Raw genomic sequence first — 26,391 nt, forward strand, 5'->3', positions numbered from 1 at the left:
CCTGGCAGGGGGGGGGAAGTCCTGCCCAGGACGCACTTTGTATATTATGATATTCCTGATTCTATTTTCTGATTCTTAATTCCGTGTTTTTCAGCAAAGCCGGTTAGAATCATAGTCAGGGCTCCGTCTCCGGTTACATTGCATGCAGTACCAAAACTGTCCTGCAGTGCAAAGATTGTCAGCATGAGAGCGGTTCCCATCTCGTCAAAACCTAAGACTCCGGTGATCAGACCAAGTGATGCCATGACAGTTCCTCCGGGAACACCTGGCGCCCCGATTGCAAATACACCCAAAAGAGTACAGAATAAAATCATGGAACTAAGGGAAGGCATGGAACCGTAAAGGATTTTCGATACAGTCATAACAAAGAAAACCTCGGTCAGTACAGATCCGCATAAGTGGATGTTGGCAAAAAGCGGAATACCAAAGTCCACCATATCTTCTCTCAAAGCTGGCTGTGATTTTTTCGCACATTTTAAGGCAACGGCCAGAGTTGCTGCCGATGACATGGTTCCAACGGCTGTGATGTAGGCAGGACCGTAATTGCGCAGAACATCAAAGGGATTCTTTCTTGAATAAACACCGCCGATCAGATACAAAAGCGCCAGCCAGATATAATGCCCTACCATTACAATCAGCACGACCTGGAGGAAAACAGGAAGCTGTTTTGTGATGGTTCCTTCGTAGGACAGAGCGCAGAAAGTAAATGCGATAAAAACAGGAAGAATGGGTATGACTACCTTAGTTACAATGGAAAGAACAATTTCCTGAAATTCCTCCAAAACCTGGGTAATAACCTTGGATTTTGTCCAGGTGGCAGCAAGGCCCAGCAAAAGTGAAAACACCAGTGCACTCATGACCGGCATGATCTGGGGAATATCCAGCTGAAACACAATACCCGGAAGTTCCTTTAAGCCATCTGTATTTGCGGAAATGGACAGATGGGGGATCATAATATATCCTGCTGTCATTGAAAACAAAGCTGCTCCTAAGGATGAAATATAGGCGGCGGAAACAGCGATTCCCAGCATTTTTGATGCATTGTTGCCTAAACGTGTAATTGACGGAGCTATAAAGCCGATGATAATGAGCGGAACACAGAATACAATGATCTGATTCAGTATGTATTTAACTGTCACAACAACATTCATCAGTTGTTCTCCAGCCACCTGCCCGATTAAAATTCCCCCAATAACCCCCAGAAGTAATTTAAATGGTAAACTACTTACTAATTTTTTCATACCTATTCTCCTATCATGATTTTAATGATTTCCTCGTTGGTTTCTTTCATGCCTCTTTTCCCCAATCTTCCAACGTTTCTCAGCGTAGCCTCTACGCCTTTTGTGACAATGCCGTCCCCATCCAGAAACTGCTGTCCCTGACTGTACATGCTGTATCCAAAGATTCCGGCCTCAATGGAGGATGCAATCTTTGCCGCACAGGAAGCCTTTGCGCCATCACATACAATACCGGAAACAATGGCCAGTGCATTGACGACCGTGTGTATGATCTCTTCGTAGCCTCCTCCGCATAGATAGGCTATTCCGGCTCCTGCCCCTGCCCCCGCATTGACCGCTCCGCAGTAAGCGGATAATCTTCCAATGGGAGTCTTCTGATGAATAGAAGTTAAGTTGGATAAGGCAAGTGCACGGTACATGGTTTCCTCACTGACTCCTAATTCCTTTGCATAGACGATTACAGGAACGGATACTGTGATCCCCTGATTGCCGCTTCCCGAGTTAATAATGACTGGCAGCTCGCAGCCATTCATACGGGCGTCAGAACCGGCCGCAGCCATGGCCTTTGCTTTAAGGGAAATGTCGCTGCCTGCGCTCTTTAAAAGTACCTTACCGATATTGGCGCCGTAGTCATTCTTAAGCCCCTCCTCGGCAATGGCCCAGTTGTACTTAATCTGACGGTCCAGCGTTTCTTTGATATCAGCTATGTCTACTGTATTAATAAAATCCCAGATATCCTCCATATTGAGTAAGCTCCGGTCAGTCAGGGCCTCTTCTTCTTTGCCGGCATCCAGCTGTTTTAAGATTACCCCGTCTTTCTCGATCAGTACTATATTGGTATGGTAATTGGCAATCCGCACTTTGCAGGTGGAAGACCCTTTATATAAAGTGATAAGGATATCGAAGGTGATTCCGTTATCGATATGTATAACCTCTATTTCAGTCTCCTCCATGAATTTTTTCATCCCGGCGATCTGCTCTGGTGTAACGCAGGAGATCACTTCCAGTTCCTTTTCCGGATCTCCCGCCACGATACCTGCAGCAGCGGCAGCGGGGATTCCCTTTAAATGACCGGTATTGGGAACAATTACGGATTTTACATTTTTAATGATACTCCCGCTGGCACCTATTACCACCTTATCAGGCATAGCCCCAAGAGTTTTTCTTGCTACTGCGGCAGCGTAAGCCAGGGCGATTGGTTCCGTACAGCCCATGGCGGGAACCAGTTCCTCCTTCAGTATCTGCACGTAGGCGCGGTATTTACAATTTGCCTTTTCCATACTTTTAAAGTCCTTTCTGATCGTGTGCTTAAAATACTCATCTTTTGAGTTGATTTCTGAGTGACTTTAATGTACCATAAAAACATGTGGATGTAAAATTTAATGTTTTTATGATTATGTTTAATATTTTTAAATGATGAGAGGAAAACTATGGAACTCCGTGAGATACGAACGTTTTTAGAAGTGGCTGATTTAAAAAGCTTCTGCAGGGCTGCAGAAAAGCTTAAATATTCCCAGGCGGCAGTCACTGTTCAGATTAAACAACTGGAAAGAGAATTAAATATCCACTTATTTGACCGGATTGGAAAACAAACCACTCTGACCCATGAGGGGGAGATGTTTTATCAGTATGCATCTGAAATTATGCGCAATGTGGCCTATGCCCGTAATGCGCTGGGGCAGTCATCGGAACTGACGGGCAGGCTGGTGATCGGTACAATCGAATCCATCTGTTCTACACTGTTTCCTCCGCTGATCAGGGAGTATCACCACCGGTATCCCAGAGTCAATATCAATATTATTGTTGATTCTCCAGGTACTCTGCTGAACATGATGAACAGCAATCAGGTAGATATGGTGTATTTTCTGGATCGCAGAATGTATGATGCCAAATGGGTTAAAATATTGGAAAAACCGGAAGAAATCATATTTGCTGCATCAATGGATCATATATTTGCAAAGGAAACCGGACTTACCATCGAACAGGTGATTACCCAGCCACTGATACTGACAGAAAAAGATGCAAGCTACCGGTTTATACTGGAGCAGTATCTGGCATCAGACGACAAGAAGCTCCATCCCTTCCTGGAAATTGGAAATACGGAGTTTATCATAAAACTTCTTAAGCAGAATGAGGGAATCTCCTTTCTTCCCGAGTTTACTATAAGAAAAGATATGGAGCTGGGAAGTCTGACCGCGCTTTCCATGAAAGAATTTCATTTGAGGACGTGGAGACAGATCGTTTATCATAAGGATAAGTGGCTCAGCAGGGAGATGAAGGCGTTTATGGAACTGGTTTTGGAGATGGAGGAGCATTGATATTGTACGGGCTGTAACCATGTGATATACTAAGAGAACTAGAATAATCAGCTGGAGGATAAACTATGGAAGTATTGAAAATTGGGATCATGGGAACAGGCAGAATTGCATCACTGCTGGCAGAGACCATGGTTCAGATGCCTGAAGTCTGTTTGTATGGAGCTGCTTCACGAAGCCTTGAAAAGGCGGAAGAATTTGCAGCACGTTTTTCTATAAAAAAAGCTTATGGCTCTTATGAAGAACTGGCGGCTGACAGCGGGATTCAGCTGATTTACATTGCGACTCCTCATTCGGAGCATTACAGCAATGCCAGGCTCTGTCTGGAGCATGGAAAGCATGTTCTCTGTGAAAAATCCTTTGCAGCAAATTATTCCCAGGCGAAAGAGATGATTGATCTGGCAGAAGAGAAAAACCTGATGATCACGGAAGCCATGTGGGTACGTTATATGCCTATGGCTGAGACATTAAAAGAAATTCTTCATTCCGGCATTATCGGAGAACCAATGACACTCACTGCCAATCTGGCCTATCTGGTATCGGATAAGCCCCGGATTGTTAAGCCGGAGCTTGCAGGAGGAGCGCTCTTGGATGTAGGAGTTTATACACTTAATTTTGCCTCTCTTGTCTTCGGCGATGAAATTACAGATATATCCTCCAGCGTGATAAAGACAGAATCGGGAGTGGATGCTCAAAACAGCATCACGCTTCTTTATCCCGGCGGAAAAATGGCTGTACTTAACAGCTCAGTTCAGGTACTTTCTGACCGTCAGGGTATTATTTACGGAACAAAAGGATTTCTGGTTGTGGAAAACATCAATAATTTTGAATCTATTTGTGTATACGATCGGGATCGGAAGCTGGTGGGAACCTATGAAAGACCGCAGCAGATAACAGGATATGAATATCAGGTTCTGGCCAGCAAAGCGGCCATTGAGCAGGGACTGACCGAGTGCCCGCAGATGCCTCACCAGACGACTCTTCATGTTATGAAAGTCATGGACGAGCTTAGAAGACAATGGGGGATACGTTATCCCTTTGAAAAGGACGAATGAGGATACCGGTATGTTTAATAGAAAAGATTTGATCCGGCTGCTGGCCCCTTTAATTGTGGAGCAGATCCTGGCAGTTTTGGTAGGGATGGCAGATGTGGTCATGGTGGCGGCAGTCGGAGAAGCTGCGGTATCCGGAGTTTCCCTTGTTGATTCCATCAGCATACTGATACTCCAGATCCTGTCTGCCCTGGCTACCGGGGGAGCTGTTATTTCAGCCCAGTATCTGGGTAAAAAGCAGTCGGAAAATGCTTGTAAGGCAGCAGGTCAGCTCATAGGTGTGACTACGGTATTGTCACTGGCAGTATCCATAATTGCATTGGCAGGTAACAGGCTTTTGCTGGCATCAATATTCGGAAATGTGGAAACTCAGGTGATGAATGATGCAGTGATATACTTTAGAATCACAGCGTTATCCTATCCCTTTATGGCGATTTACAATTCCTGTGCAGCGCTGTTTCGTTCCATGGGTAACTCAAAGGTATCCATGGTGGTATCACTGGTGATGAATACCATAAACATCGCAGGCAATGCTGTCTGCGTTTTCGGACTGCACATGGGGGTGGCCGGTGTGGCATTTCCCACCCTTGCCAGCCGTATTGTAGCAGCAGTTATGATGTTTTATCTGATTCAAAGCCCTGATAATACAGTCAGAATCAAACGGCTTGACGAATTAAGACCCGATTTTCATATGATAAGAAACATTCTGTCGGTCGGGATTCCCAACGGACTGGAAAACGGCATGTTCCAGTTTGGAAAAATTGCACTGCAGAGTCTGGTATCCTCTCTGGGAACTGCGGCGATTGCCAGCTATGCGGTAGCTTCCAATCTCGTGACGCTGCTTTACCTTCCCGGCACCGCCATTGGCTTAGGGCTGATCACAATAGTGGGCCAGTGCGTGGGAGCAGGTGAAAGAAAGCAGGCAAAGCATTATACCAGACGTTTAGTCATGGTTAATTACGCAATTCTTCTGGTACTGTGTGTTGCCATGATCTTATTTTCCGGTCAGCTTGTTTCCATTTACCACCTTTCCAAAGAAGCGGCCAGGATTTCTGTACAGATGATCGAGGCACACAGCTATGCCATGATTGTGTGGCCAATAGCATTTACGATTCCATATTCTTTAAGAGCTTCCATGGATGCCAAATTCACCATGGCTGTCTCGGTTTTCTCTATGTGGCTCTTTCGGATTGCATCTGCCTATTTTTTTGTACAGATTATGAATCTGGGAGTAATGGGGATCTGGTATGGAATGTTTATTGACTGGTTTTTCCGCGCTGTTGTATTTGGACTGCGGTTTCGGGGGATTGAAAAAAGGGCAGTGTCCGTTTCTTAAACGGCACTGTCCTTTTAACGTTCTTCGTTCATCTTTCCCTCAGCATTGACATAAGAACCATCCACGACCCGGCTGACTGCCATCTGTCCCAAAACACCGGCAGGGCCGGGGTTAAAATAATACCAGCTGCCGTCGATCTTATGCCATCCGGTTACCATAATGCCTATCTGGTTTGTATAAAATGAGGCATTATAATGAGAATCACGAATCCACCCGGTCACCATGGCACCTTCTGTTCTTCCCTCCTCAGGATTGAAGTAATACCAATGACCATTTAAATAACGCCAGCCAGTAGCCATATATCCATTATCCATAAAATAATAGGAATTACCCTGATATTCGATCCACTGTCCGGCTGGATATTTGGAATTCCACTGGTTGAAATACCGCCAGCCGCCATCATCCTTCACCCAGTTTCCGGAAATATAGATGGATTCATCTTTTGTATGGGCATAGCTGATTAAATAGTCTGTGCCGTATGCAGCAAACCAGACGGATAAAAGCACGGCGGCTGCCAGGCGAATGGCAGGGGCCGGAAACAAGCGGCGTCTGTCGTTCATATTCTCCTCCTTCCGGTTTATTCAGAGATTGTATGAATCGATTATAAGCGAACCCCTGGGAAAAAACAATGAGGGAAAGGAAACCGTAAGATATTATTTATAAATCTGTGATTTTAGTTAAAAGGATCTTGACACAGCTGTCTGCGTTTGTTATATTACATATAGAACAAATGAGGCAATGTTTGTACATAACCGGATAAAGGAGGAAATTGCCGTGAACATTAATAAATTTACACAGAAGTCCATGGAGGCTGTAAAGAATTGCGAAAAGCTTGCATATGAATATGGGAACCAGCAGATTGAGCAGGAGCACATGCTTTACAGCCTGCTTACCATTGAAGACAGCCTGATTTTAAAACTGGTTACAAAGATGAATATACAAAAGGAGCAGTTTCTTGATGAGGCCGCAGGGGCAATACAAAAGCTTCCTAAAGTGAGCGGAGGACAGCTTTTTATCAGCAATGATTTAAATAAAGTTTTAATCAGTGCCGAGGATGAAGCGAAGGGAATGGGAGACCAGTATGTTTCCGTTGAGCATTTATTCCTGGCTATGTTAAAGCAACAGTCAAGAACGTTAAAAGAACTGTTTCGCAGCTATGGCATCACCAGAGAAAATTTTTTGGCGGCTTTGTCAACGGTAAGAGGCAATCAGCGGGTTGTAAGCGACAATCCGGAGGCAACCTACGATACTCTGACAAAGTATGGGTACGACATGGTTGAGAGGGCCAGAGACCAGAAACTGGACCCGGTAATAGGCAGAGACAGCGAAATCCGCAATGTAGTCAGGATTCTTTCCAGAAAGACCAAAAACAACCCGGTTTTAATCGGACAGCCAGGCGTAGGTAAGACAGCGGTTGTAGAAGGGCTGGCTCAGAGAATTGTCAGGGGGGATGTGCCCGAGGGATTAAAGGATAAAAAGCTGTTTGCCCTTGATATGGGTGCCTTGCTTGCAGGTGCAAAGTACCGGGGAGAATTTGAAGAACGTTTAAAGGCAGTTCTTGATGAGGTGAAAAAAAGCGACGGCCAGATCATCCTTTTCATTGATGAACTTCACACCATTGTTGGAGCAGGAAAGACAGAGGGTTCCATGGATGCAGGTAATATGCTCAAACCCATGCTCGCCAGAGGAGAACTTCACTGCATCGGTGCGACCACCCTGGACGAATACCGTCAGTATATAGAAAAAGATCAGGCCCTGGAACGGAGATTTCAGCCGGTTATGGTGGATGAACCCACAGTGGAAGATACGATTTCCATCTTAAGGGGATTAAAGGAGCGGTATGAGGTTTATCACGGTGTGAAGATCACAGATTCTGCCCTGGTATCTGCCGCCACCCTTTCTGACCGCTATATCAGTGAGCGTTTTCTTCCGGATAAGGCCATCGACCTGGTGGATGAAGCCTGTGCCATGATAAAGACAGAGCTGGATTCCATGCCTTCTGAACTCGATGAGCTTTCAAGACGGATTATGCAGATGGAGATAGAAGAAGCTGCATTAAAGAAAGAAACTGACCGGTTAAGTCAGGACCGTCTGGCAGAACTGCAGAAAGAACTGGCAGAGCTGCACGACGAATTTGCATCACAGAAGGCTCAGTGGGAGAATGAAAAGGCATCGGTAGAACGTCTTTCTTCTTTAAGGGAAGAGATTGAAAATTTAAACAGAGAAATTCAGACAGCACAGCAGAAATATGACTTAAACCGTGCGGCAGAGCTGCAATATGGCAGACTGCCACAACTTCAGAAGGAGCTTGCACAGGAAGAGGAACGGGTAAAAAATCAGGATTTAAGCCTGGTTCGGGAAAGCGTTACCGAGGATGAAATAGCAAGGATTGTATCCAAATGGACGGGAATTCCCGTTGCCCGGCTGACTGAGAGCGAGAGAAATAAGACTCTTCATCTGGATCAGGAACTTCACAAAAGAGTCATTGGACAGGAGGAAGCCGTATTAAAGGTGACTGAAGCAATTATCAGGTCCAAGGCTGGAATTAAGGATCCAACCAAGCCGATCGGTTCCTTTCTCTTTTTAGGACCTACCGGCGTGGGAAAAACAGAGCTTGCCAAGGCACTTGCAGAAAGCCTGTTTGATGAAGAAAACAACATTGTCCGAATCGATATGAGCGAATACATGGAAAAGCATTCCGTATCCAGACTCATCGGAGCACCTCCCGGATATGTAGGCTATGACGAGGGAGGCCAGCTGACAGAAGCAGTCCGCAGAAAACCATATTCCGTGGTGCTGTTTGATGAAGTTGAAAAAGCACATCCGGATGTATTTAATGTGCTTTTGCAGGTTCTTGATGATGGACGGATCACCGATTCCACCGGAAAAACTGTTGACTTTAAAAATACCATTATAATTATGACATCCAACATCGGTTCCCAGTATCTTCTTACGGGAATAGACAGCGAAGGAAATATCAGAAAAGAGGCAGAGGAGATGGTGATGGGAGACCTAAGAGCCCATTTCAGACCCGAGTTTTTAAACCGTCTGGATGAAATTATTCTGTTTAAGCCTCTGGATAAGAGTAATATTTTCGGCATTGTGAGTCTGCTGATGAAGGATCTAAACCGGAGGCTGGAGGATCGTGAGATCAGAATCGAACTGACTGACCAGGCCGGTGAATTTGTAGTAGAGCAGGGGTATGATCCGGTGTATGGTGCCAGACCGTTAAAACGTTATCTGCAAAAGCATGTGGAGACACTTGCGGCAAGGGTGATCCTTGGAGATGAGATACATGCAGGCAGTACTATCGTAATAGATGTCTCACAAGATGGGGAAAAGCTGATTGCATATCTGGAATAAAAAAGCCAGAGATTAAAAACCGGATAATACGCATAATAAGGGAGCCAGAGTTTTGGCTCCCTTTTATGTCAGAATAATCAGACTTTTAAATTAAGATACTGTCCAGAGGATATCTCTGTTTACCGTATGATAAAAAGTATCCCGTATTTCCTTGGGATCGGTTGTCTTTCCAAGAATCCACATGAGCTTCGTTACTGTGGCTTCCAGAGTCATATCATATGCTTCCAGCAGACCGAATTCTTTCTTAATGGAATGTCCCACTTCGTAAACAGACATATTGCTGCCTTCATTGGTTACCTGGGTTGTCATAACTACTGTCTTTCCCAGAGAAATCCATTTTTCAATCGCTTTATAGAAATCCCCCGTATCATAGGAAGGAAGACCGCCTACACCGAAGGATTCGATGATAACAGCATCATAATGTCCTGCCATATAATCCAGAACATCCGCGCCCATGGATGGGATCAGTTTTAAAAGAGCCACGTTGCAGTTCAGCTTATGAGAAAACAGGGGGGTACCGGAGCAGTTCCTTTTATCATCCAGATAGAAAATTATATGCCCATCCTGAATTGTGGCAATATAGGGGAAATTAATGCTTGAAAAGGCGTTGTAGCTTTTAGTCCGTTCTTTCTTTCCCCTTGTGCCGGAAATGACTTTGCCGTCAAAAACAATATTCACATCGTGGGACCGGTCATCACTGGCGAAACGGAGGCTGTCGGATAAATTGGTTCTTGCATCCGTATTTTCCATGTCAATGGGTTTTTGAGCACCGGTTATGACGATCGGCTTAGGTGAATTCTGCACCAGATAAGAAAGTGCTGCAGCTGTGTAAGCCATCGTATCGGTACCATGGCAGACAACAAAGCCGTCATAATCCGCGTAATGGTCTTCAATCGCTTTTGCAATTACAAGCCAGTGCTTTGGCTGCATATTGGTGCTGTCTATATTGAATATCTGAAGACTGTCTACATGACAGAAATCTGCCGCATCCGGGACATAGGAGAGGAGTTCCTCAGAAGTCAGAAGGGGCTTTAAACCAGAATCTCCTCTTTTGCATGCGATGGTACCGCCGGTTCCCAGCATCATTATTTTTTTCATTTGAATATACCTCCTGAAGGATTATGAACCTGATTGTAGCATTTCTTTTTCCATTCGTACAGGGCATTTCTTGAAAATCAAAGAAATATATGTTAAAATGAGGGACAAACAGAGATAGGAGATAAAATGATGGCGAATATACCAAAGGATCCGGTTATGCTGCTCAGCTATATCAATACTCAGCTGAGAGATTTTTATCCGTCTTTAAATGAGTGCTGTCTGAGTCTGGGGATACAGGAAGAAGAGATCATGAAGTCTCTGGCTTCCATTGACTATCGGTATGACAATGAAAAAAATCAGTTTATGTGAGTGAAGTGGATACAAAAGGGTCGTCGCAGCTGCGGGGGCCTTTTTTGGAAAAATGATTTGTGACTATTTACAGGTGTGGGACCATAATATTATTAGAATGAAAGAGCAGAAAAAAGGAAAACTGTTTCATGTATAAGGGTATCGGCTGTTTATGGAACAGGATAGAAAGAGAAGGGAGGGATTTGACATGGAATCTGTCTGGCATCAGATTATAGCTGTATGGAGCTGGTTAATGGAGCATTTAATCTATATAAACCTGATTCTTTCTGTTATCATTGTTTTTTTTCAGCGGAGGGACCCAAAGGCAGTCTGGACCTGGCTTTTAGCGCTGTATTTTATACCTGTATTCGGATTCCTCTTTTATCTCATCCTGGGGCAGGATATGAGGAAAGGAAAGATGTTCCGGGTTAAGGAAGTAGAGGACCGGATGCGTTACTCTGCCAGAAATCAGGAGGAGTTTCTAAAAAGCCATGATATCGGGCTGGACACATCGCTTGCAAGAGATTATGCAGATCTTGTGGTATACAATTTAGAAACCTCAGGCTCTGTTCTGACCATTGATAATTCTGTAGAGATCTTCACAGACGGAGAGAAAAAGTTTAAGGATCTCAGGGAAGAACTCTCCAAAGCAGTACGGTTTATTCATTTTCAGTATTATATTATCAAGGACGACGAGCTGTTTGATTCCATCATGCCCATATTAATGGAGCGGGCAAAAGCAGGTGTGGAGGTCCGGATTCTCTGCGACGGTATGGGCGGACGGTTCATGCGTAAATCAAAATGGGAGAGATTAAAGGAAAGCGGCGTTAAGGTTGGGATCTTCTTCCCCCCGGTATTAGGAAGGCTGCATCTGCGTATTAACTATAGAAACCACCGGAAGATTGTTGTTATTGATAACCGGGTCGGCTACGTGGGCGGATTTAATATTGGAAGAGAATATATTTCCCAGGATCCTAAATTCGGCTACTGGAGAGATACTCATCTAAAGCTTCAGGGCGGCTCTGTGTTAAGCCTTCAGATTCGTTTTGCACTGGACTGGAACTATGCGGTAGGAGAGAATTTATTTAAAAATATGACGTACTTCTGTGAGGACGAAGACGGAGCTTGTCTGTATAATATGGGAGTGGTGGATATGAACCAGACAGAAAAAAAACTTGGTATTCAGATTATTGCCAGCGGACCTGATGCCAGAAGCAGACAGATCCGGGATAATTATATCCGGCTGTTTTCCAAAGCAAAGCATCATATCTACATTCAGACTCCTTATTTTGTTCCTGATGATGCGGTGCTTTCTGCCCTCAGGGTTGCAGCCAGATCGGGAGTGGATGTCAGGCTCATGATCCCATGCAAGCCGGATCATCCCTTTGTTTACTGGGCTACTTATTCCTATGTGGGGGACCTGCTTTCCGAAGGTGCCAGATGCTACACATATAAAAATGGTTTTCTTCATTCAAAAGGTGTCATGACAGACGGAAGGGTCAGCTCCTATGGAACTGCCAATATGGATATCCGAAGCTTTGAACTGAACTTTGAAGTCAATGCGGTGATCTATGATGAAGAGACGACCAGAAAATTAGAAGCGTTATTTCTGGAAGATTTAAAGGTATGTGAAGAGATCACGCCGGAGAGATATGAAGCCAGAGGTATCTTTATCAGGATTAAGGAACAGGGCAGCAGACTTCTTTCACCTCTTTTATAGAATTCTTTTACAGTGCAACATAATATCTCCATGACCGGCACATAATGAAGCTTATGAAGATACTATCACAATTAAACCTAAAAGAATTACCCTTAAATTTTTGTAAATGCGGGGTTACAGGCTGGTGCCTGGAGGTACTATTTACTTCAACAGACTCCATTCTCCGCCATGACTGGCGGCTGATGGGGCAGACATCTCTTCTTATGTTTCCTATTTATGGCTGCGGAGCATTGCTGGCGCCCATCGGAATGCTGATTGACAGCTGGGTTAATCCCAGAACCGGTCTGGCGGCAGCGCGGACGGATATTGCCATCCGTCACGGATTTCTCTATATGGTGCTGATCTTTGTGGCGGAGTACTTTTCCGGATCGCTTTTGCGGGGCAGGGGAATGTGCCCATGGGACTATACCGGCAGGAGCACCAACATTGACGGACTGATCCGCCTTGATTTCGCACCGCTGTGGTTTGCTACGGGATTATTGTTCGAACAAATTACAAAAAAGAAAGGCAGGTAGTATTGTAATTAAAGAAACCATTCTATATAATAGATGGAATGGAGGACTAGACCAATGATTCGATTTATTCTTGTAGCAGCAACCGTTATTATTTACCTGATTTTAAGCATTCCGGTCCTGATTGCTGAAAGCCTGATCGGAAAAAATAACCGCCGTCATCGTGATGAGCAGAGTATTTCCAAAGTGCGGTGGATATTTAAGATCATCCTGTTTTTTGCAGGTGTTAAAATTACAGTGAAAGGGAAAGAAAAGATACCAAAGAACGAGGCAGTCTTATATGTGGGAAACCATAGAAGCTATTTCGATATTCTTGTTGGTTATACCACTGTTCCCGGCCTGATTGGTTTTGTAGCAAAAAAGGAGATGGAAAAGATCCCCCTTCTCTCCACCTGGATGAAATATGTCAACTGCCTGTTTTTAGACAGACAGAATCTAAAGGAAGGGTTAAAAACCATTCTTCTGGGCATCGAGCAGGTGAAAAGTGGAATTTCTGTCTGGATATTCCCGGAAGGAACCCGGAATTCAAATGAAGATATTAGGAAGCTTCTTCCTTTTAAGGAAGGCAGCTTAAAAATAGCAGAAAAAAGCGGATGCCCGGTAGTTCCTGTTGCCATAACCGGGACTGCGGAAGTTTTTGAAAAGCACCTCCCATTCATTCGTTCTTCTAAAGTGACCATTGAATTCGGAGAGCCCTTTCGTGTGAAGGAGCTGGAACCGGAATTTAAAAAATTTCCGGGTGCTTATGTAAAAAAACAGATTGAAGATATGCTGGAAGCAGAACTTTCACATCAGGGAAAGCTGGCAGGGCGGTAAAGAAGACCAACAGATAAGGCAGAGGAATGGACATATGAAAAAATTAGACTTGCTGGAGATCAGAGAACAGCTTGACGGCATTGACCGTGAAATCGTAGCGCTGTTTGAAAAGAGGATGAGACTGAGCGGTGAGGTGGCTGAATTTAAGATTGAAACCGGAAAACCGGTTTATGATAAGGAAAGAGAGATGCAAAAGATTGATTCCGTAACCGGAATGGTGGATGACGGATTCATGAAGCAGGCAGTCAGCGAACTGTTTACCCAGATGATGACCATCAGCCGCCATTATCAGTATAAGCTGATGGCGGAACACGGAATGAAAGGGGAAGAGACCTTTCGTCCGGTGAAAACCATTCCTATAACGGATGCCCGTGTGGTCTATCAGGGCGTAGAGGGTGCGTACAGCCATGCTGCAGCGCTTCAGTATTTCGGCACTGATAAAAGCTTTTATCATGTGGCGACTTTTGAGGATGCCATGAAGGAAGTGGAGTCAGGACGTGCAGATTATGCCGTACTCCCCATTGAAAATTCCTCTGCAGGAGCAGTGATTGATAACTATGACCTGCTGATGAAGTATAGCAATTATATAGTGGCGGAAACATTTTTACCCGTAAACCATGCACTGCTGGGGCTTCCCGATGCCAGTCCGGAAGACATCCGCACTGTATTTTCCCACCCCCAGGCGTTGATGCAGTGTTCAGAATTTCTAAATGATAACAGGAACTGGAAGCAGATCAGCGTGGAGAATACTGCTGCTGCTGCGAAAAAGATCTTAGAAGAAGGAGATCCGTCTCAGGCAGCTGTAGCAAGTGAGATTGCTGCCAGACTCTATGGACTGAAAGTCCTTAAAGCTTCTGTCAATCATAACAAGTGCAACACCACACGGTTCATTATCCTGTCCAACAAAAGGATATACAGGGAGGATGCACAAAAAGTCAGTATCAGTTTTGAACTGCCCCATAAAAGCGGTACTCTCTATAACATTCTGAGTAATATGATCTATAACGGAATCAGCATGATTATGATTGAATCCAGACCGATTCCCGGAAGAAACTGGGAATACCGTTTCTTCGTAGATATGGAAGGAAATTTAAGTGAACCCTCGATTCAGAATGCTTTAAAGGGCATTTTAGAAGAAGGACGCAATATGAGGGTTTTGGGAAATTATTAATGCTTACTAAGAAGTTCGGCCTGGATCCAGGCCGGACTTCCATTTACACAGGGAGGAATTAAATTGAAGGAACTGATTTTATACCGGGATTTAAAATATCAGAAGCTTTTTGACCAGATCTTAAGACAGCTGACTCCGCAAGCGGAGCAAATGAAAGAAACAATGCCGGAATCCTGTGCCTGTGCCGGTCAGCTAATCGAGCTGGCGTCGTCCTATGGCTTTGAGGGGAATCTCTGGCATTGTTTTTTAGCATTATGCCTTGCAGATCACGAGAATGCTTACAGCACTTCCTGTGAAATTACGGGTCCTGTTAAGGGCACACTGAATGATCTGGCTGCCCATGATTTTAAAATTATGAAGGAGCTGTTTGACCAGGACATCTGCAAACTGGACTGCGGGGAAGAAAGCGGTATATGGGCGGCTCTTTCTGATTACCGGGCTAATGACGGAAACAGTAAAATCTATAACAAACGAATCCGGGATCAGATTGTGACGCTTGCAGTGGAGTTAAAAAAGGCACCGGATGTGCAGGCGTTCGGAGAGAAAATTACTTCATTTTATAAGAATTTCGGCGTGGGTAAATTCGGCTTAAATAAAGCCTTTCGTGTGGAAGAGACAGGTACGGATCCAAAGATTATACCTATTACAAGCATGGATCACATTTATTTAAATGATCTTGTGGGGTATGAACGGCAGAAAGAAAAATTAATTGAGAACACAGAAGCGTTTATAAACGGTAAACCGGCCAACAACGTTCTTTTGTTCGGAGACAGCGGAACTGGAAAATCATCAAGCATCAAAGCGATTTTAAATGAATATTATGACAAAGGGCTGCGGATTATTGAAGTTTATAAGCATCAGTTTCATACTCTTTCAAAGATACAGGAGCAGATAAAAGACAGAAATTATAAATTTATCATTTATATGGATGATTTGTCTTTTGAGGATACAGAACTGGAATATAAGTATTTAAAGGCTATCATAGAGGGAGGACTTGCAAAGAAACCAGGCAATGTTTTAATCTATGCTACCTCAAACCGCCGTCATTTAATCCGTGAGAAATTCAGCGACAAGAGGCAACTGGATGATGAATTACATAATAATGATACCGTCCAGGAGAAGCTTTCCCTGGTTGCCCGTTTTGGAGTAACCATCTATTATGGAGCGCCGGAACCGGCTGAATTTAAAGAGATTGTAAAACAGCTGGCAGCCCGCAGCCAGATTTCAATGCCTTTGGAGGAACTGTATGAAAAGGCAAATATATGGGAGCTTAGTCATGGCGGTTTATCAGGCAGAACAGCAAATCAGTTTATCACCTATCTTCTGGCAAAGCAGGAAAAGTGTTAATATTTTTGCAGATTTTACCGATATTTGACACAAAAGGTAAAAAAATAAGGTAGAATAGTAAAAAACTGTCCTGAAGAGGGCAGTGAGGAGGACAAGTATGGCAATCAGACTATTTGCCGCTATTGATGTGGGATCTTTTGAACTTGAACTTGGCATCTATGAGATTTCCCCCAAAACGGGAATCCGCAAGATTGATCATGTCCGCCATGTCATCGCCCTTGGAAGGGACACCTATAAAAATGGAAAAATCCGTTATGAATTAGTAGATGAAATGTGTAAAGTGATCGAGGACTTCGCAGATATTATGCAGTCCTATAAAGTGACAGGATATCGTGCCTATGCAACCAGCGCACTTCGGGAAGCAAAAAACAGTCAGATTGTGCTGGATCAGATCCGGGTAAGAACCGGTATTGAGGTTCAGATTATCAGCAACTCGGAGCAGCGCTTCATCAGTTATAAAGCAATCGCTTCCAAGGATGCGGAGTTTAACAAGATTATACAGAAGGGGACTGCCATCGTAGATGTGGGGTTCGGCAGTATGCAGGTTTCCTTATTTGATAAGGATGCCCTCATATCCACTCAGAATCTGATGCTTGGAGTATTGAGAATCCGTGAGATGATGGGTGATATGCAGGTGAGTACCCAGATGCAGAATACCCTCATAGAAGAGATGGTGGATAATGAGTTAAACACTTTCCGGAAGGTTTATTTAAGAGACCGTGAGATTAAAAATCTCATCGGTATCGGAGAAAGTATTCTCTATCTGTCCAGAGAAAGTCATGGAGGAAAGCCGGTAGAGTGGATCACTGCAGAGGAATTCATGGTATTCCATGAAAAGATTAAGCTGATGTCACTGGATCAGATTCAGGACCGGTTTGGAGTCAATGCTGAATATGCCGCTCTCCTGGTCCCTGCCGCAATTATATTTAAACGTGTTCTGGAGCTGACCGGAGCTGAGATGTTCTGGATCCCCGGAATCCGCTTATGTGACAGCATCGCTGCAGAATATGCGGAAGAGGCTAAGTCAGTCAAATTTCATCATGATTTTTCAGAGGATATTCTTGCTGCTTCCAGGAACATGGCAAAACGATACAAGTGCCACGGTCCTCATACCGTCCATATGGAAAAATATGTACTCACTATTTTCGACAGTATGAAAAAGTTCCACGGTATGGGAAAACGGGAGCGCCTTCTTTTACAGATTGCTGCCATCCTGCATGCCTGCGGTAAATTTATCAGTATGAGAAAGCCCAGCGAATCCGCTTATAATATTATTATGTCAACTGAAATTATTGGTTTATCCCATATGGAACGGGAAATTATTGCCAATGTGGTAAGATACAACGGCGTGGATTTTGATTATAACCGGGTACAGCTCAATGAAGAATTGTTCCGCAATACAAAAGGAGAGCTGTCTCATGAAGATATCACCATTTTAATCGCCAAGCTGACTGCAATATTGAGGCTTGCCAATTCTATGGACCGCAGTCATAAACAAAAATTATCAGATAACCGGATGATTGCTAAGGATGGTAAGCTTGTGGTAACCACTTCTTATGAAGGGGATATGACACTGGAAGCATTATCATTTAATCAGAAGGCGGATTTTTTTGAGGAGATATTTGGTATCAGGCCTGTACTCAGGCAGAAGAGGAGGTTATCCTGATGGCAGACATCAATGAAATATATTACAATCCGGATAATTATGTAAATCGGGAGCTGAGCTGGATCGAGTTTGATTACCGGGTACTTAGTGAGGCAAGAGATAAAAGTCTGCCGCTTTTTGAACGGCTGAAGTTTTTGAGTATCACAGCTTCTAACCTTGATGAGTTTTATATGGTACGTGTGGCTTCCTTGAAAGATATGGTTCATGCAAAATATACCAAGCCTGATATTGCCGGTATGAAAGCAGATGAACAGCTGGAGAGGATCAGTGAGCAGACTCATGAGCTTGTTTCTGTGCAATATTCCACCTACAACCGATCCATTCTTCCTGCCCTTAAGTTAAACGGGCTGCGTGTCATCTCCAGCCATGAGGATTTAAGTGAATCAGAGGGAAAGTTTGCAGATACGTATTTTGAAAGAGATGTCTATCCAGTTCTGACTCCCATGGCGGTGGATTCCTCCAGACCATTTCCGTTAATCCGGAATAAATCCTTAAATATCGCTGCTCTTCTGAAAAAGAAAAGCGGTGAAGAGGAGCTTGAATTTGCCATGGTTCAGGTTCCCAGTGTTCTGCCGAGAATCGTGGAGCTTCCAGCTGGTGAATCAGGGGAGAGATCCTTCATTCTTCTGGAGCAGATCATTGAGCGGAACATGGAAAGTCTGTTTTTAAATTACAATGTTGTCACCACTCACCCCTTCCGTGTCATGAGAAATGCCGATCTTACCATTGATGAGGAGGAAGCGGTGGATCTTCTGGAAGAAATTCAGAAGCAGCTAAAGAAACGCCAGTGGGGAGAGGCCATTCGACTTGAAGTGGAAGAGAAAATGGATAAACGCCTTTTAAAGATCTTAAAGAGAGAGTTAAATATAAGCTCCAGTGACATATTTGAGATTGCAGGACCTTTAGATCTGACTTTTCTTATGAAGATGTACGGGATTAAAGGTTTTGACCATTTAAAGGAAGTTCCATACGTTCCCCAGCAGGTACCTGAGCTGATGAATGAGGATGATATCTTTACCAATATCCGCAAGGGGGATATTCTCCTTCACCATCCTTACCAGACCTTTGACCCTGTGGTTCAGTTTGTAAAAACGGCTGCCAGGGATCCGGAAGTCCTGGCAATTAAACAGACGCTTTACCGGGTCAGTGGCAATTCGCCTATCATTGCAGCACTTCTGGAAGCTGCTGATAATAGAAAGCAGGTTTCCGTTCTCGTAGAATTAAAAGCCCGTTTTGACGAGGAAAATAACATCAACTGGGCAAAAAAACTGGAAAAAGCGGGCTGCCACGTAATCTATGGATTGGTGGGATTAAAGACTCACAGCAAAATAACCCTGGTAGTGCGCAGGGAAGAGGACGGAATACGCCGCTACGTTCATCTCGGTACCGGAAATTACAACGATTCTACAGCGAAGCTCTATACGGATTTAGGCCTTATGACCTGCAATCCACAGATCGGAGAAGATGCGACGGCAGTATTTAACATGCTTTCCGGGTATTCGGAACCCCTTCACTGGAATAAGCTGGTGGTGGCACCTATCTGGCTGAGAGCCAGATTTCTAAAGATGATCCGGCGGGAAGCGAAGAATGCGGCTGCCGGTAAGCCGGCTCATATTATAGCCAAGATGAACTCTTTGTGTGACAAAGAAGTAATTGCTGCACTGTATGAGGCTTCCTGTGCGGGAGTGGCCATACAGCTCATTGTCAGAGGAATCTGCAGTCTGAAAGCAGGAGTCCCCGGCTTAAGTGAAAATATCACAGTGCGTTCCATCGTTGGAAATTTCCTGGAACATGCCAGAATCTTCTATTTTGAAAATGACGGAAGCCCGGAGCTTTATCTTGGAAGTGCTGACTGGATGCCGAGAAATCTTGATAAACGGGTGGAAATAATGTTCCCTGTAGAGGATGAGAGACTGTTGGAACGGATTATGCATGTCCTGAAAGTACAATTAGAGGACAATGTAAAGACTCATATTCTGCAGCTGGACGGAACATGGGAAAAACCGGATAAGAGAGGAAAGACACTGATCAACTGCCAGGAGCAGTTCTGTGAGGAGGCCGCCCTTTATGTCAGGGCAGAACTTGGCAGACTGGATCCCGCTGGCAACAGGGTGTTTATTCCCACGGAAAGTCAGGGCTGAGAGGGAGTTCCTGATTTACCGTTTTATAGCTTTTTTGTAAGAAAATAGTAAGGCAAATATACCTTTCTTGTGGTAAAATGGATGCAGGCTTTTTCTTTTTCAACGTGAGAACGCCGCTTACATAACGACAAGGGAGGTATTTTTCAATGTCCGAGACAATAAGCATTCTGGTTGTGGATGACGAGAAAGAGATTGCGGATCTGGTGGAGATTTATCTGGTCAGTGACGGATATAAAGTATACAAGGCAAACAATGCGGAAGAGGGGCTGGAGGTTCTTAATAAAAATCAGATTCATCTGGTACTCTTAGACATTATGATGCCTGGAATGGATGGCCTTTCCATGTGCAAGAAGGTACGGGAGACCAACAACATTCCAATTATTATGCTCAGTGCCAAGTCAACAGATTTAGATAAGATTTTAGGACTTGGAACCGGAGCTGATGATTATGTAACAAAACCCTTTAATCCGCTGGAACTGACTGCCAGAGTCAAATCTCAGCTGCGCCGTTATACCCAGCTTAATCCCAACAGTGCGGTAAACGAATCGGCAAAGAATGAAATAGGAATCCGGGGACTGACCATCAATAAGGATAATCATAAGGTGACTGTATATGGAGAGGAGATAAAGCTTACTCCAATCGAATTTGATATCCTGTATCTGCTGGCTTCCAATCCGGGAAGAGTGTTCAGTACAGATGAGATATTTGAAAAAGTGTGGAATGAAAAGGTATATGAAGCCAATAACACAGTAATGGTACATATCAGGCGTCTGAGAGGTAAGATGAAGGAAGACACCAGACAGAACAAGATCATCACAACTGTTTGGGGGGTAGGATACAAAATTGAAAAATGATATCAACCGCCGTTTCCATACCCGGGTCATTGCCAATATATTTTACAGTGCAATTGTTACGGTTCTGATCGAGATATTTTTGGTAACCAACGTATCTCTGATTGCATCATATATGAGGAGCACTCAAAAGGACAATGTTTTCCTTGAAATGCTCACCTCTTTTGATGTGGTGGTGATACTCATCTATGTTGTATTTGGAATCGGCATATTCGCAGTTACGTTTCTCCTTCTTCAGGAAAAATCCATGCGTTATATCGGGAGGATTTCCGATGCCATGCAGAGGATTTCGGAAGGAGACTTAAATATAACGGTGGACCTTGAAGGAGATGACGAATTCTCCGTCATGGCTGCCAGTTTAAACAAGATGGTAGGGGATTTAAGGGATTTAATGGATAAGGAGCGGGAGGCAGAACGGACAAAGAATGAACTGATCACCAACATCGCTCATGACCTGCGGACTCCCCTTACTTCCATCATCGGTTATCTGGAGCTCTTATCCAAGGAGGGAGCCATTGACCAGGAAGTGCAGAAAAAGTACATAGGGATTGCATACGTAAAGACAAAGCGGCTGGAAAAGCTGATCGAAGACTTATTTGGTTTTACAAAACTTAATTACGGAAAGATTTCCATGAATGTAACAAAAGTGGATGTCATAAAGCTTTTAAGCCAGCTTTTGGAAGAGTTTTATCCCAGTTTTATGGATAAGAATCTTTCCTATGAGCTGCAAAGCAATGTCCCCATCCAGATCGTTTCTGCAGATGCCAATCTTCTGGCCCGTCTGTTTGATAATCTCATTAATAATGCAATCAAATACGGAGCAGATGGAAAGCGGATCCTGGTAAAAGTACATGGCGGCGAAGGCCTTGTGTCCATCCAGGTGGTAAACTACGGTTATGTCATACCGGAAGAAGAACTTCCTCTGATCTTCAATAAGTTTTACCGTGTGGAGCAGTCCCGTTCCACCAATACAGGAGGAACCGGACTGGGGCTAGCCATTTCCAAAAGCATCGTGGATATGCATGGAGGAACCATCGATGTGACCAGTGATTTATCCGGAACTGTATTTACGGTGAAGCTGAAAACGAATTTTGATGTGAATAAAGAGAACTTTGGAAAGATAGGGTGACAAAATGAAAGTCAGACAGATATCCCTGATTTGTGCCATGGCGCTCACGTTGGCAGGCAGCACTTTGCTGCCTGCTTTCGGCATGACCGCAAATGGTCCGGAGAATGGAGGGAATGGGGAAAGTTCCTATTCCGAAGAATACGGCGGTGAGAATTATTCTGGTATTGGCATGGAGGTTTCCTATGGATACGATGGGAATGCCAAGTCAGACCGTTATGTTCCGGTAAATTTTACACTGAAAAGCCAGTCAGATTCCCCTTTTAACGGCACAGTACGTGTGGAGGCGATGGAATCCGACTATGACATTTATCAATATGATTATCCCATTTCATTAGACGCCATGGGGTCTGCAGAGGAATCCCTTGATGTTCCGGTAGGAAGGGCGGATATTTTATATGTAAAGCTGTTAGATTCCCAGGGAACGGAACTGATACGTAAGCGCTTAAAGATGAATGTCCCCACTGACGTAGCCGAGCTTTATGTAGGTGTGCTTTCCGATGAGCCGGATAAGCTGTCCTATATGGAGGGAGTAGGTGTCAATTACAGCGCGGTGAGAATAAGGACATTCCAGCTGCAGACGGAGCAGCTGCCGGATCATGTGATCGGTCTGGATCTGCTTGATGTTCTCGTCATAACAGATTATGATACCAGGAAACTGTCGAAAGATCAGATCCAGGCCATTATGGAGTGGGTGAAGGAAGGCGGAACTCTTCTTATAGGAACCGGTGCCCGCGCGGATGATACGCTGTATGCCTTCCAGTCAGATCTTTTGAATGAGGATTACGCAGTTCCTGCAGAAAAGTCTGTGGATATGGGAGTGGAATATGCAACCAATGGCCCTGGTGATTCCTTTATGAACCTGGTCTGTGCCGATATTTCTTTAAAAGGAGGAACCGGTGTCCTGGCAAATGACCAGTTTCCGGTTCTTACCGCAGCAGCCAGAGGGAAAGGAGTCGTGGGAGTTGCGGCCTATGATTTTGTAGATATCGCTCCATTCTGTGAGGTACAGCGCTCCTATGTTGATAAGCTGTTTACCGCATTGTTAGGGGATACCAGATTAAATAATTTATCTTCTTTTTTATACAGCGGTAATTCCGGTCAGTTCTGGTCAGTTCAGAATATGCTTAATACCGGGGATGTAGATAAGCTGCCGGGGCTTGTATTTTATTCCATTGTCATTTTGTCCTATATAGCACTAGTAGGGCCGGGCACCTATCTGTACTTAAAGCGGAAGGATGGCAGGCGTTATTACCGGACTGCGATTGTGGCAGTATCCCTTTTATTTACTGTGCTGGTTTATTTTATGGGAGTAAGGACACGTTTTCGTGATACCTTTTTTACCTATGCTACGATTTTTGATAACTCGGAAAAATTTGAAGATGAATATACATATATCAATATGAGGACTCCTTATAACAGGGCCTATTCCATACTTCTGGATCCTTCCTACAGTCTCCTCCCCATAACCAGGAGCAAGTCTTATGAAAGGGAGCCTGTACCGAAATTTACCGGAAGTGAAGATTATAATGTCCGGATCAGCTATGAGGAAGACGGTACAAGAGTTTCTGTACAGAATGCGGCTGCATTTGCTCCCAAATACTATGCACTGAAGAAGAGAACCTTAAATGAGAACCGGAAGGGCCTTTGGGGTGATATCACTCTGTTTAAGGGGAATGTCTACGGAACAGTCACCAATGAATATCCTTTTTCTGTAGAAAAGGTTGGCATTCTCATGTATGGAAAAATGGTGGTCATCGATGAGTTAAAGCCCGGGGAGACCAAAAAGCTTGATGGTACTCCTGTAATTAATTATCCCATAAACAACTCATTCCAGGTATCCGCCAGAGTGACAGGAAGCTATCAGTATTCAAAGGCAGATATTGAAGATCCTGATTATATGCTGGCTCTGTCAAGAACCAATATATTAAGCTTTTATCTGGACAGATATTCATCCTTTTACAATCAGGAAGCACGGATCGTGGCATTTAGCGAGGATCAGAAAGACAGCCAGTTCCTTACGAACAGTGGATATGAGACTTATGGAGTGACGATGTATACCTCTACCATTGATGTGAAATCAAGAAAGAATGATGAGACATACCGGTCTGCGCTGATGAAAATGCCTGTGTCAGTAAGCGGGCAGTACTATTCGGATTCCAATGCCATTTACGGCGTAGATCCGGTCTCCCTGGAATATTCTCTTGGAAATGATTTAAGTGTGGAAAAACTCATATTTGAGAATCCTGCTGAAGAATTTTTAAATAATCAAAGCACCAACTATACCAATATATTTAAGGGAAATATATATTTTTATAATCATGATACTGGCAATTACGATCCCATGGATTCAGGAAAGACAGAATATACAGCAGCAGAACTGAGCCCTTATTTGTCGCCAGGCAATACGCTGACAGTCAAATATGTCTGTGAGGATACGGTGGAAAACAACTGGTATGTTACACTGCCCATGCTGATGGTTCTGGGGAGGGATAAATGATATTAGAGATTAAAGATCTGAAGAAAAAATTCGGAAAATTCCATGCCTTAAATGGGCTGGATATTATGATTCCCAAAGGCTCCCTTTATGGTTTTGTAGGACCAAACGGGGCGGGAAAGACGACTGCCATTAAGATTATGACAGGGCTTCTGTTCGCAGACAGCGGGCAGGTATTCATTGACGGGACAGATGTGTCTGACGGTTTAAACCAGCTGAAAGAGAAAATCGGATATGTGCCCGATTTTTTCGGTGTGTATGATAATTTGAAGGTGAATGAATACATGGAATTTTTTGCGTCCTGCTATGGTATTAATGGTCTGAAAGCAAGAAGCCGGTATATGACTCTTTTGGAACAGGTAGGGCTGGAAGATAAATCGGATTTCTATGTAGACAGCTTATCAAGAGGGATGAAGCAGCGTTTATGCCTGGCCAGAGCTCTGATCCATGATCCCCTTTTGCTGGTCCTTGACGAGCCTGCATCCGGTCTGGACCCCAGAACACGGTTTGAATTTAAGGAGATTTTAAAAGAGCTGAGAGAACAGGGAAAGACCATATTAATCAGCTCCCACGTTCTATCTGAATTGTCTGAACTGTGTACCGATATCGGAATCATTGATCAGGGAAAGATGGTTTTAAGCGGCAGCATGGAAGAGATTTTAAAACGGGTGAATGCAACCAACCCCCTTATTATCTCCATTCTCGGCAGTAAGGAAAAGGCACTTACCATTTTAAAAAGCCAGCCCTGTGTTCAGACGATTGCAGTGAAGGAAGGGGATATCCGTGTGAATTTCATTGGAGACCAGCAGGATGAGGCACTTTTGCTTCAGCAGCTGATTGATGCGGAAGTGATGGTCCATGGATTTTGCAGGGAACAGGGAAGCCTGGAATCCTTATTTATGCAGATTACAGATCCTGATAAAGAAAAGGCGGTGCTTGTACATGAAAATGAATCCGGTTTATAAACGGGAGACAATGGTCAGCGCCAGAAGCTTCCGTCTGGCACTGATTCTGGTGATTTTTAATTCCATACTGGCTCTGGTAATTCTGCTGAATATGTATTCCGTAGTAGAACGGGTAAAACTGACGGCTGAGATCCAGTATTCTTCTTTTACTAATTTATACGTATTTGTTGCAGTCGTGGAATTTGTCCTGCTGATGTTTATCATGCCGGCACTTACTGCGGGAAGCATAAGCGGTGAAAGAGAGCGGCAGACACTTGATATCCTGCTGACTACCACCATGAAGCCGTCAGAAATTATCTGGGGAAAGCTTTTATCTTCTTTCAGCACCATGTTTTTAATGGTCGTATCCAGCTTCCCTTTGCTTGCAGTTTCTTTTGTATACGGCGGAGTGATGATTTACGATGCGTTTCTTTTACTGCTGTGCTATCTGACAGTGGCGCTTCTTTGCGGAAGTATGGGAATTTGTTTTTCCTCCCTGTTCAAACGGTCTACTGTAGCGACTGTGGTGAGCTATGGAGTATTGGTTTTTATCGGAGCAGGAACTTATGCAGTGAATATATTTATGCTGTCACTGGCAAGAATGAATGTGAACAGCTCATACGTTTCAAGCATAAACGGAGTGACCGATCAGGCCAGCTCCGGTGCATGGCTGTATCTGCTTCTTTTAAATCCAGTGGCAACCTTTTATGTGATGATTAACCGCCAGGCAGGTGATAATCAGGTGATTAACAGCTTAAATACCTGGTTTGGACCTCATCCGGATAACTTTATCATGGAGAACTGGGTGCTTCTTAGCATCTTAATCCAGCTTTTTCTGGCAGCCATATTTATTTTTATTGCAGTCAAAGGGGTTGGTCAGTCGAAGCGAAGAAAAATGAGAAGAAAATAG

21 protein-coding genes are annotated in these 26,391 nt (G+C 44.0%); 17 read left to right on the plus strand and 4 right to left on the minus strand.

The annotated features are described in order from the left end of the window. Positions 1-44 precede the first annotated feature (44 nt). Together V7D18_RS24285 and V7D18_RS24290 are read right to left on the minus strand one after the other, a co-directional pair. Entirely contained in the window at positions 45-1,241 is a 1,197-nt protein-coding gene (locus V7D18_RS24285; RefSeq protein ID WP_426158274.1) for a dicarboxylate/amino acid:cation symporter, read from the minus strand. Between the two features lie 2 nt (positions 1,242-1,243). Further along, the gene (locus V7D18_RS24290) at positions 1,244-2,518 is read right to left on the minus strand and encodes a serine dehydratase subunit alpha family protein (RefSeq protein ID WP_426158276.1); all 1,275 of its coding nucleotides are present in this window, start codon (positions 2,516-2,518) and stop codon (positions 1,244-1,246) included. A 150-nt stretch (positions 2,519-2,668) separates the two neighbouring features. Between V7D18_RS24290 and V7D18_RS24295 the strand changes: the two genes are divergently transcribed. The 3 genes from V7D18_RS24295 (at position 2,669) to V7D18_RS24305 (ending at position 5,941) form a co-directional block, all read left to right on the plus strand. After that, entirely contained in the window at positions 2,669-3,556 is an 888-nt protein-coding gene (locus tag V7D18_RS24295; protein WP_426158278.1) for a LysR family transcriptional regulator, read from the plus strand. Positions 3,557-3,621: 65 nt separating this feature from the next. Next, positions 3,622-4,608, plus strand: coding sequence for a Gfo/Idh/MocA family protein (locus tag V7D18_RS24300; RefSeq protein WP_426158280.1), 987 nt, complete (start codon positions 3,622-3,624; stop codon positions 4,606-4,608). A gap of 10 nt (positions 4,609-4,618) precedes the next feature. Continuing rightward, a complete protein-coding gene (locus V7D18_RS24305) occupies positions 4,619-5,941 on the plus strand; it encodes an MATE family efflux transporter (RefSeq protein WP_426158282.1) in 1,323 nt (440 codons plus the stop codon). A 14-nt stretch (positions 5,942-5,955) separates the two neighbouring features. On the opposite strand, the gene V7D18_RS24310 is transcribed toward V7D18_RS24305, so the two are convergent. Further along, positions 5,956-6,501, minus strand: a complete 546-nt coding sequence (locus V7D18_RS24310; RefSeq protein WP_426158284.1) for a glucan-binding protein — start codon at positions 6,499-6,501, stop codon at positions 5,956-5,958. Between the two features lie 214 nt (positions 6,502-6,715). Here V7D18_RS24310 and clpB point away from each other — a divergent pair, with 214 nt between their 5' ends. Then, positions 6,716-9,304 (plus strand): ATP-dependent chaperone ClpB, encoded by a 2,589-nt coding sequence (gene clpB / locus V7D18_RS24315; protein ID WP_426158286.1) that lies wholly within the window; start codon positions 6,716-6,718, stop codon positions 9,302-9,304. A gap of 90 nt (positions 9,305-9,394) precedes the next feature. On the opposite strand, the gene V7D18_RS24320 is transcribed toward clpB, so the two are convergent. Then, positions 9,395-10,402 (minus strand): asparaginase, encoded by a 1,008-nt coding sequence (locus V7D18_RS24320; protein ID WP_426158288.1) that lies wholly within the window; start codon positions 10,400-10,402, stop codon positions 9,395-9,397. A gap of 129 nt (positions 10,403-10,531) precedes the next feature. On the opposite strand from V7D18_RS24320, the gene V7D18_RS24325 reads away from it, so the two are divergent. From V7D18_RS24325 to V7D18_RS24385, 13 genes are all read left to right on the plus strand, one after another. Beyond that, complete coding sequence (locus tag V7D18_RS24325) at positions 10,532-10,711, plus strand: DUF4250 domain-containing protein (protein ID WP_426158524.1); 180 nt, start codon at positions 10,532-10,534, stop codon at positions 10,709-10,711. A 187-nt stretch (positions 10,712-10,898) separates the two neighbouring features. Continuing rightward, entirely contained in the window at positions 10,899-12,410 is a 1,512-nt protein-coding gene (gene cls, locus V7D18_RS24330; protein ID WP_426158290.1) for a cardiolipin synthase, read from the plus strand. Positions 12,411-12,454: 44 nt separating this feature from the next. Next, positions 12,455-12,925 carry a putative ABC transporter permease gene (locus V7D18_RS24335; RefSeq protein WP_426158292.1) on the plus strand — a complete coding sequence of 157 codons (471 nt, stop codon included), beginning with the start codon at positions 12,455-12,457 and terminating at the stop codon, positions 12,923-12,925. Between the two features lie 54 nt (positions 12,926-12,979). Continuing rightward, positions 12,980-13,738 carry a lysophospholipid acyltransferase family protein gene (locus V7D18_RS24340; RefSeq protein WP_426158294.1) on the plus strand — a complete coding sequence of 253 codons (759 nt, stop codon included), beginning with the start codon at positions 12,980-12,982 and terminating at the stop codon, positions 13,736-13,738. A gap of 34 nt (positions 13,739-13,772) precedes the next feature. Next, complete coding sequence (gene pheA, locus V7D18_RS24345; RefSeq protein ID WP_426158296.1) at positions 13,773-14,909, plus strand: prephenate dehydratase; 1,137 nt, start codon at positions 13,773-13,775, stop codon at positions 14,907-14,909. A 57-nt stretch (positions 14,910-14,966) separates the two neighbouring features. Then, complete coding sequence (locus tag V7D18_RS24350; RefSeq protein WP_426158525.1) at positions 14,967-16,256, plus strand: ATP-binding protein; 1,290 nt, start codon at positions 14,967-14,969, stop codon at positions 16,254-16,256. A gap of 97 nt (positions 16,257-16,353) precedes the next feature. After that, positions 16,354-17,922 carry an exopolyphosphatase gene (locus V7D18_RS24355; RefSeq protein WP_426158298.1) on the plus strand — a complete coding sequence of 523 codons (1,569 nt, stop codon included), beginning with the start codon at positions 16,354-16,356 and terminating at the stop codon, positions 17,920-17,922. Further along, complete coding sequence (locus tag V7D18_RS24360) at positions 17,922-20,063, plus strand: RNA degradosome polyphosphate kinase (RefSeq protein ID WP_426158300.1); 2,142 nt, start codon at positions 17,922-17,924, stop codon at positions 20,061-20,063. Before V7D18_RS24355 ends, V7D18_RS24360 begins: the two co-directional genes overlap by 1 nt. Positions 20,064-20,209: 146 nt before the next feature. Further along, on the plus strand, positions 20,210-20,917 hold the full coding sequence (locus V7D18_RS24365; protein WP_426158302.1) for a response regulator transcription factor: 708 nt from the start codon (positions 20,210-20,212) through the stop codon (positions 20,915-20,917). Continuing rightward, positions 20,907-22,043 (plus strand): sensor histidine kinase, encoded by a 1,137-nt coding sequence (locus tag V7D18_RS24370; RefSeq protein WP_426158304.1) that lies wholly within the window; start codon positions 20,907-20,909, stop codon positions 22,041-22,043. The genes V7D18_RS24365 and V7D18_RS24370 overlap by 11 nt, the downstream gene beginning before the upstream one ends. Before the next feature lie 4 nt (positions 22,044-22,047). Next, complete coding sequence (locus tag V7D18_RS24375) at positions 22,048-24,540, plus strand: hypothetical protein (protein WP_426158306.1); 2,493 nt, start codon at positions 22,048-22,050, stop codon at positions 24,538-24,540. Continuing rightward, positions 24,540-25,502, plus strand: a complete 963-nt coding sequence (locus V7D18_RS24380; RefSeq protein WP_426158527.1) for an ABC transporter ATP-binding protein — start codon at positions 24,540-24,542, stop codon at positions 25,500-25,502. Before V7D18_RS24375 ends, V7D18_RS24380 begins: the two co-directional genes overlap by 1 nt. After that, positions 25,480-26,391 (plus strand): ABC transporter permease, encoded by a 912-nt coding sequence (locus V7D18_RS24385; RefSeq protein ID WP_426158308.1) that lies wholly within the window; start codon positions 25,480-25,482, stop codon positions 26,389-26,391. The genes V7D18_RS24380 and V7D18_RS24385 overlap by 23 nt, the downstream gene beginning before the upstream one ends.

It is taken from the genome of Lacrimispora sp. 38-1 (assembly GCF_049890855.1).
GTDB lineage: Bacteria > Bacillota > Clostridia > Lachnospirales > Lachnospiraceae > Lacrimispora.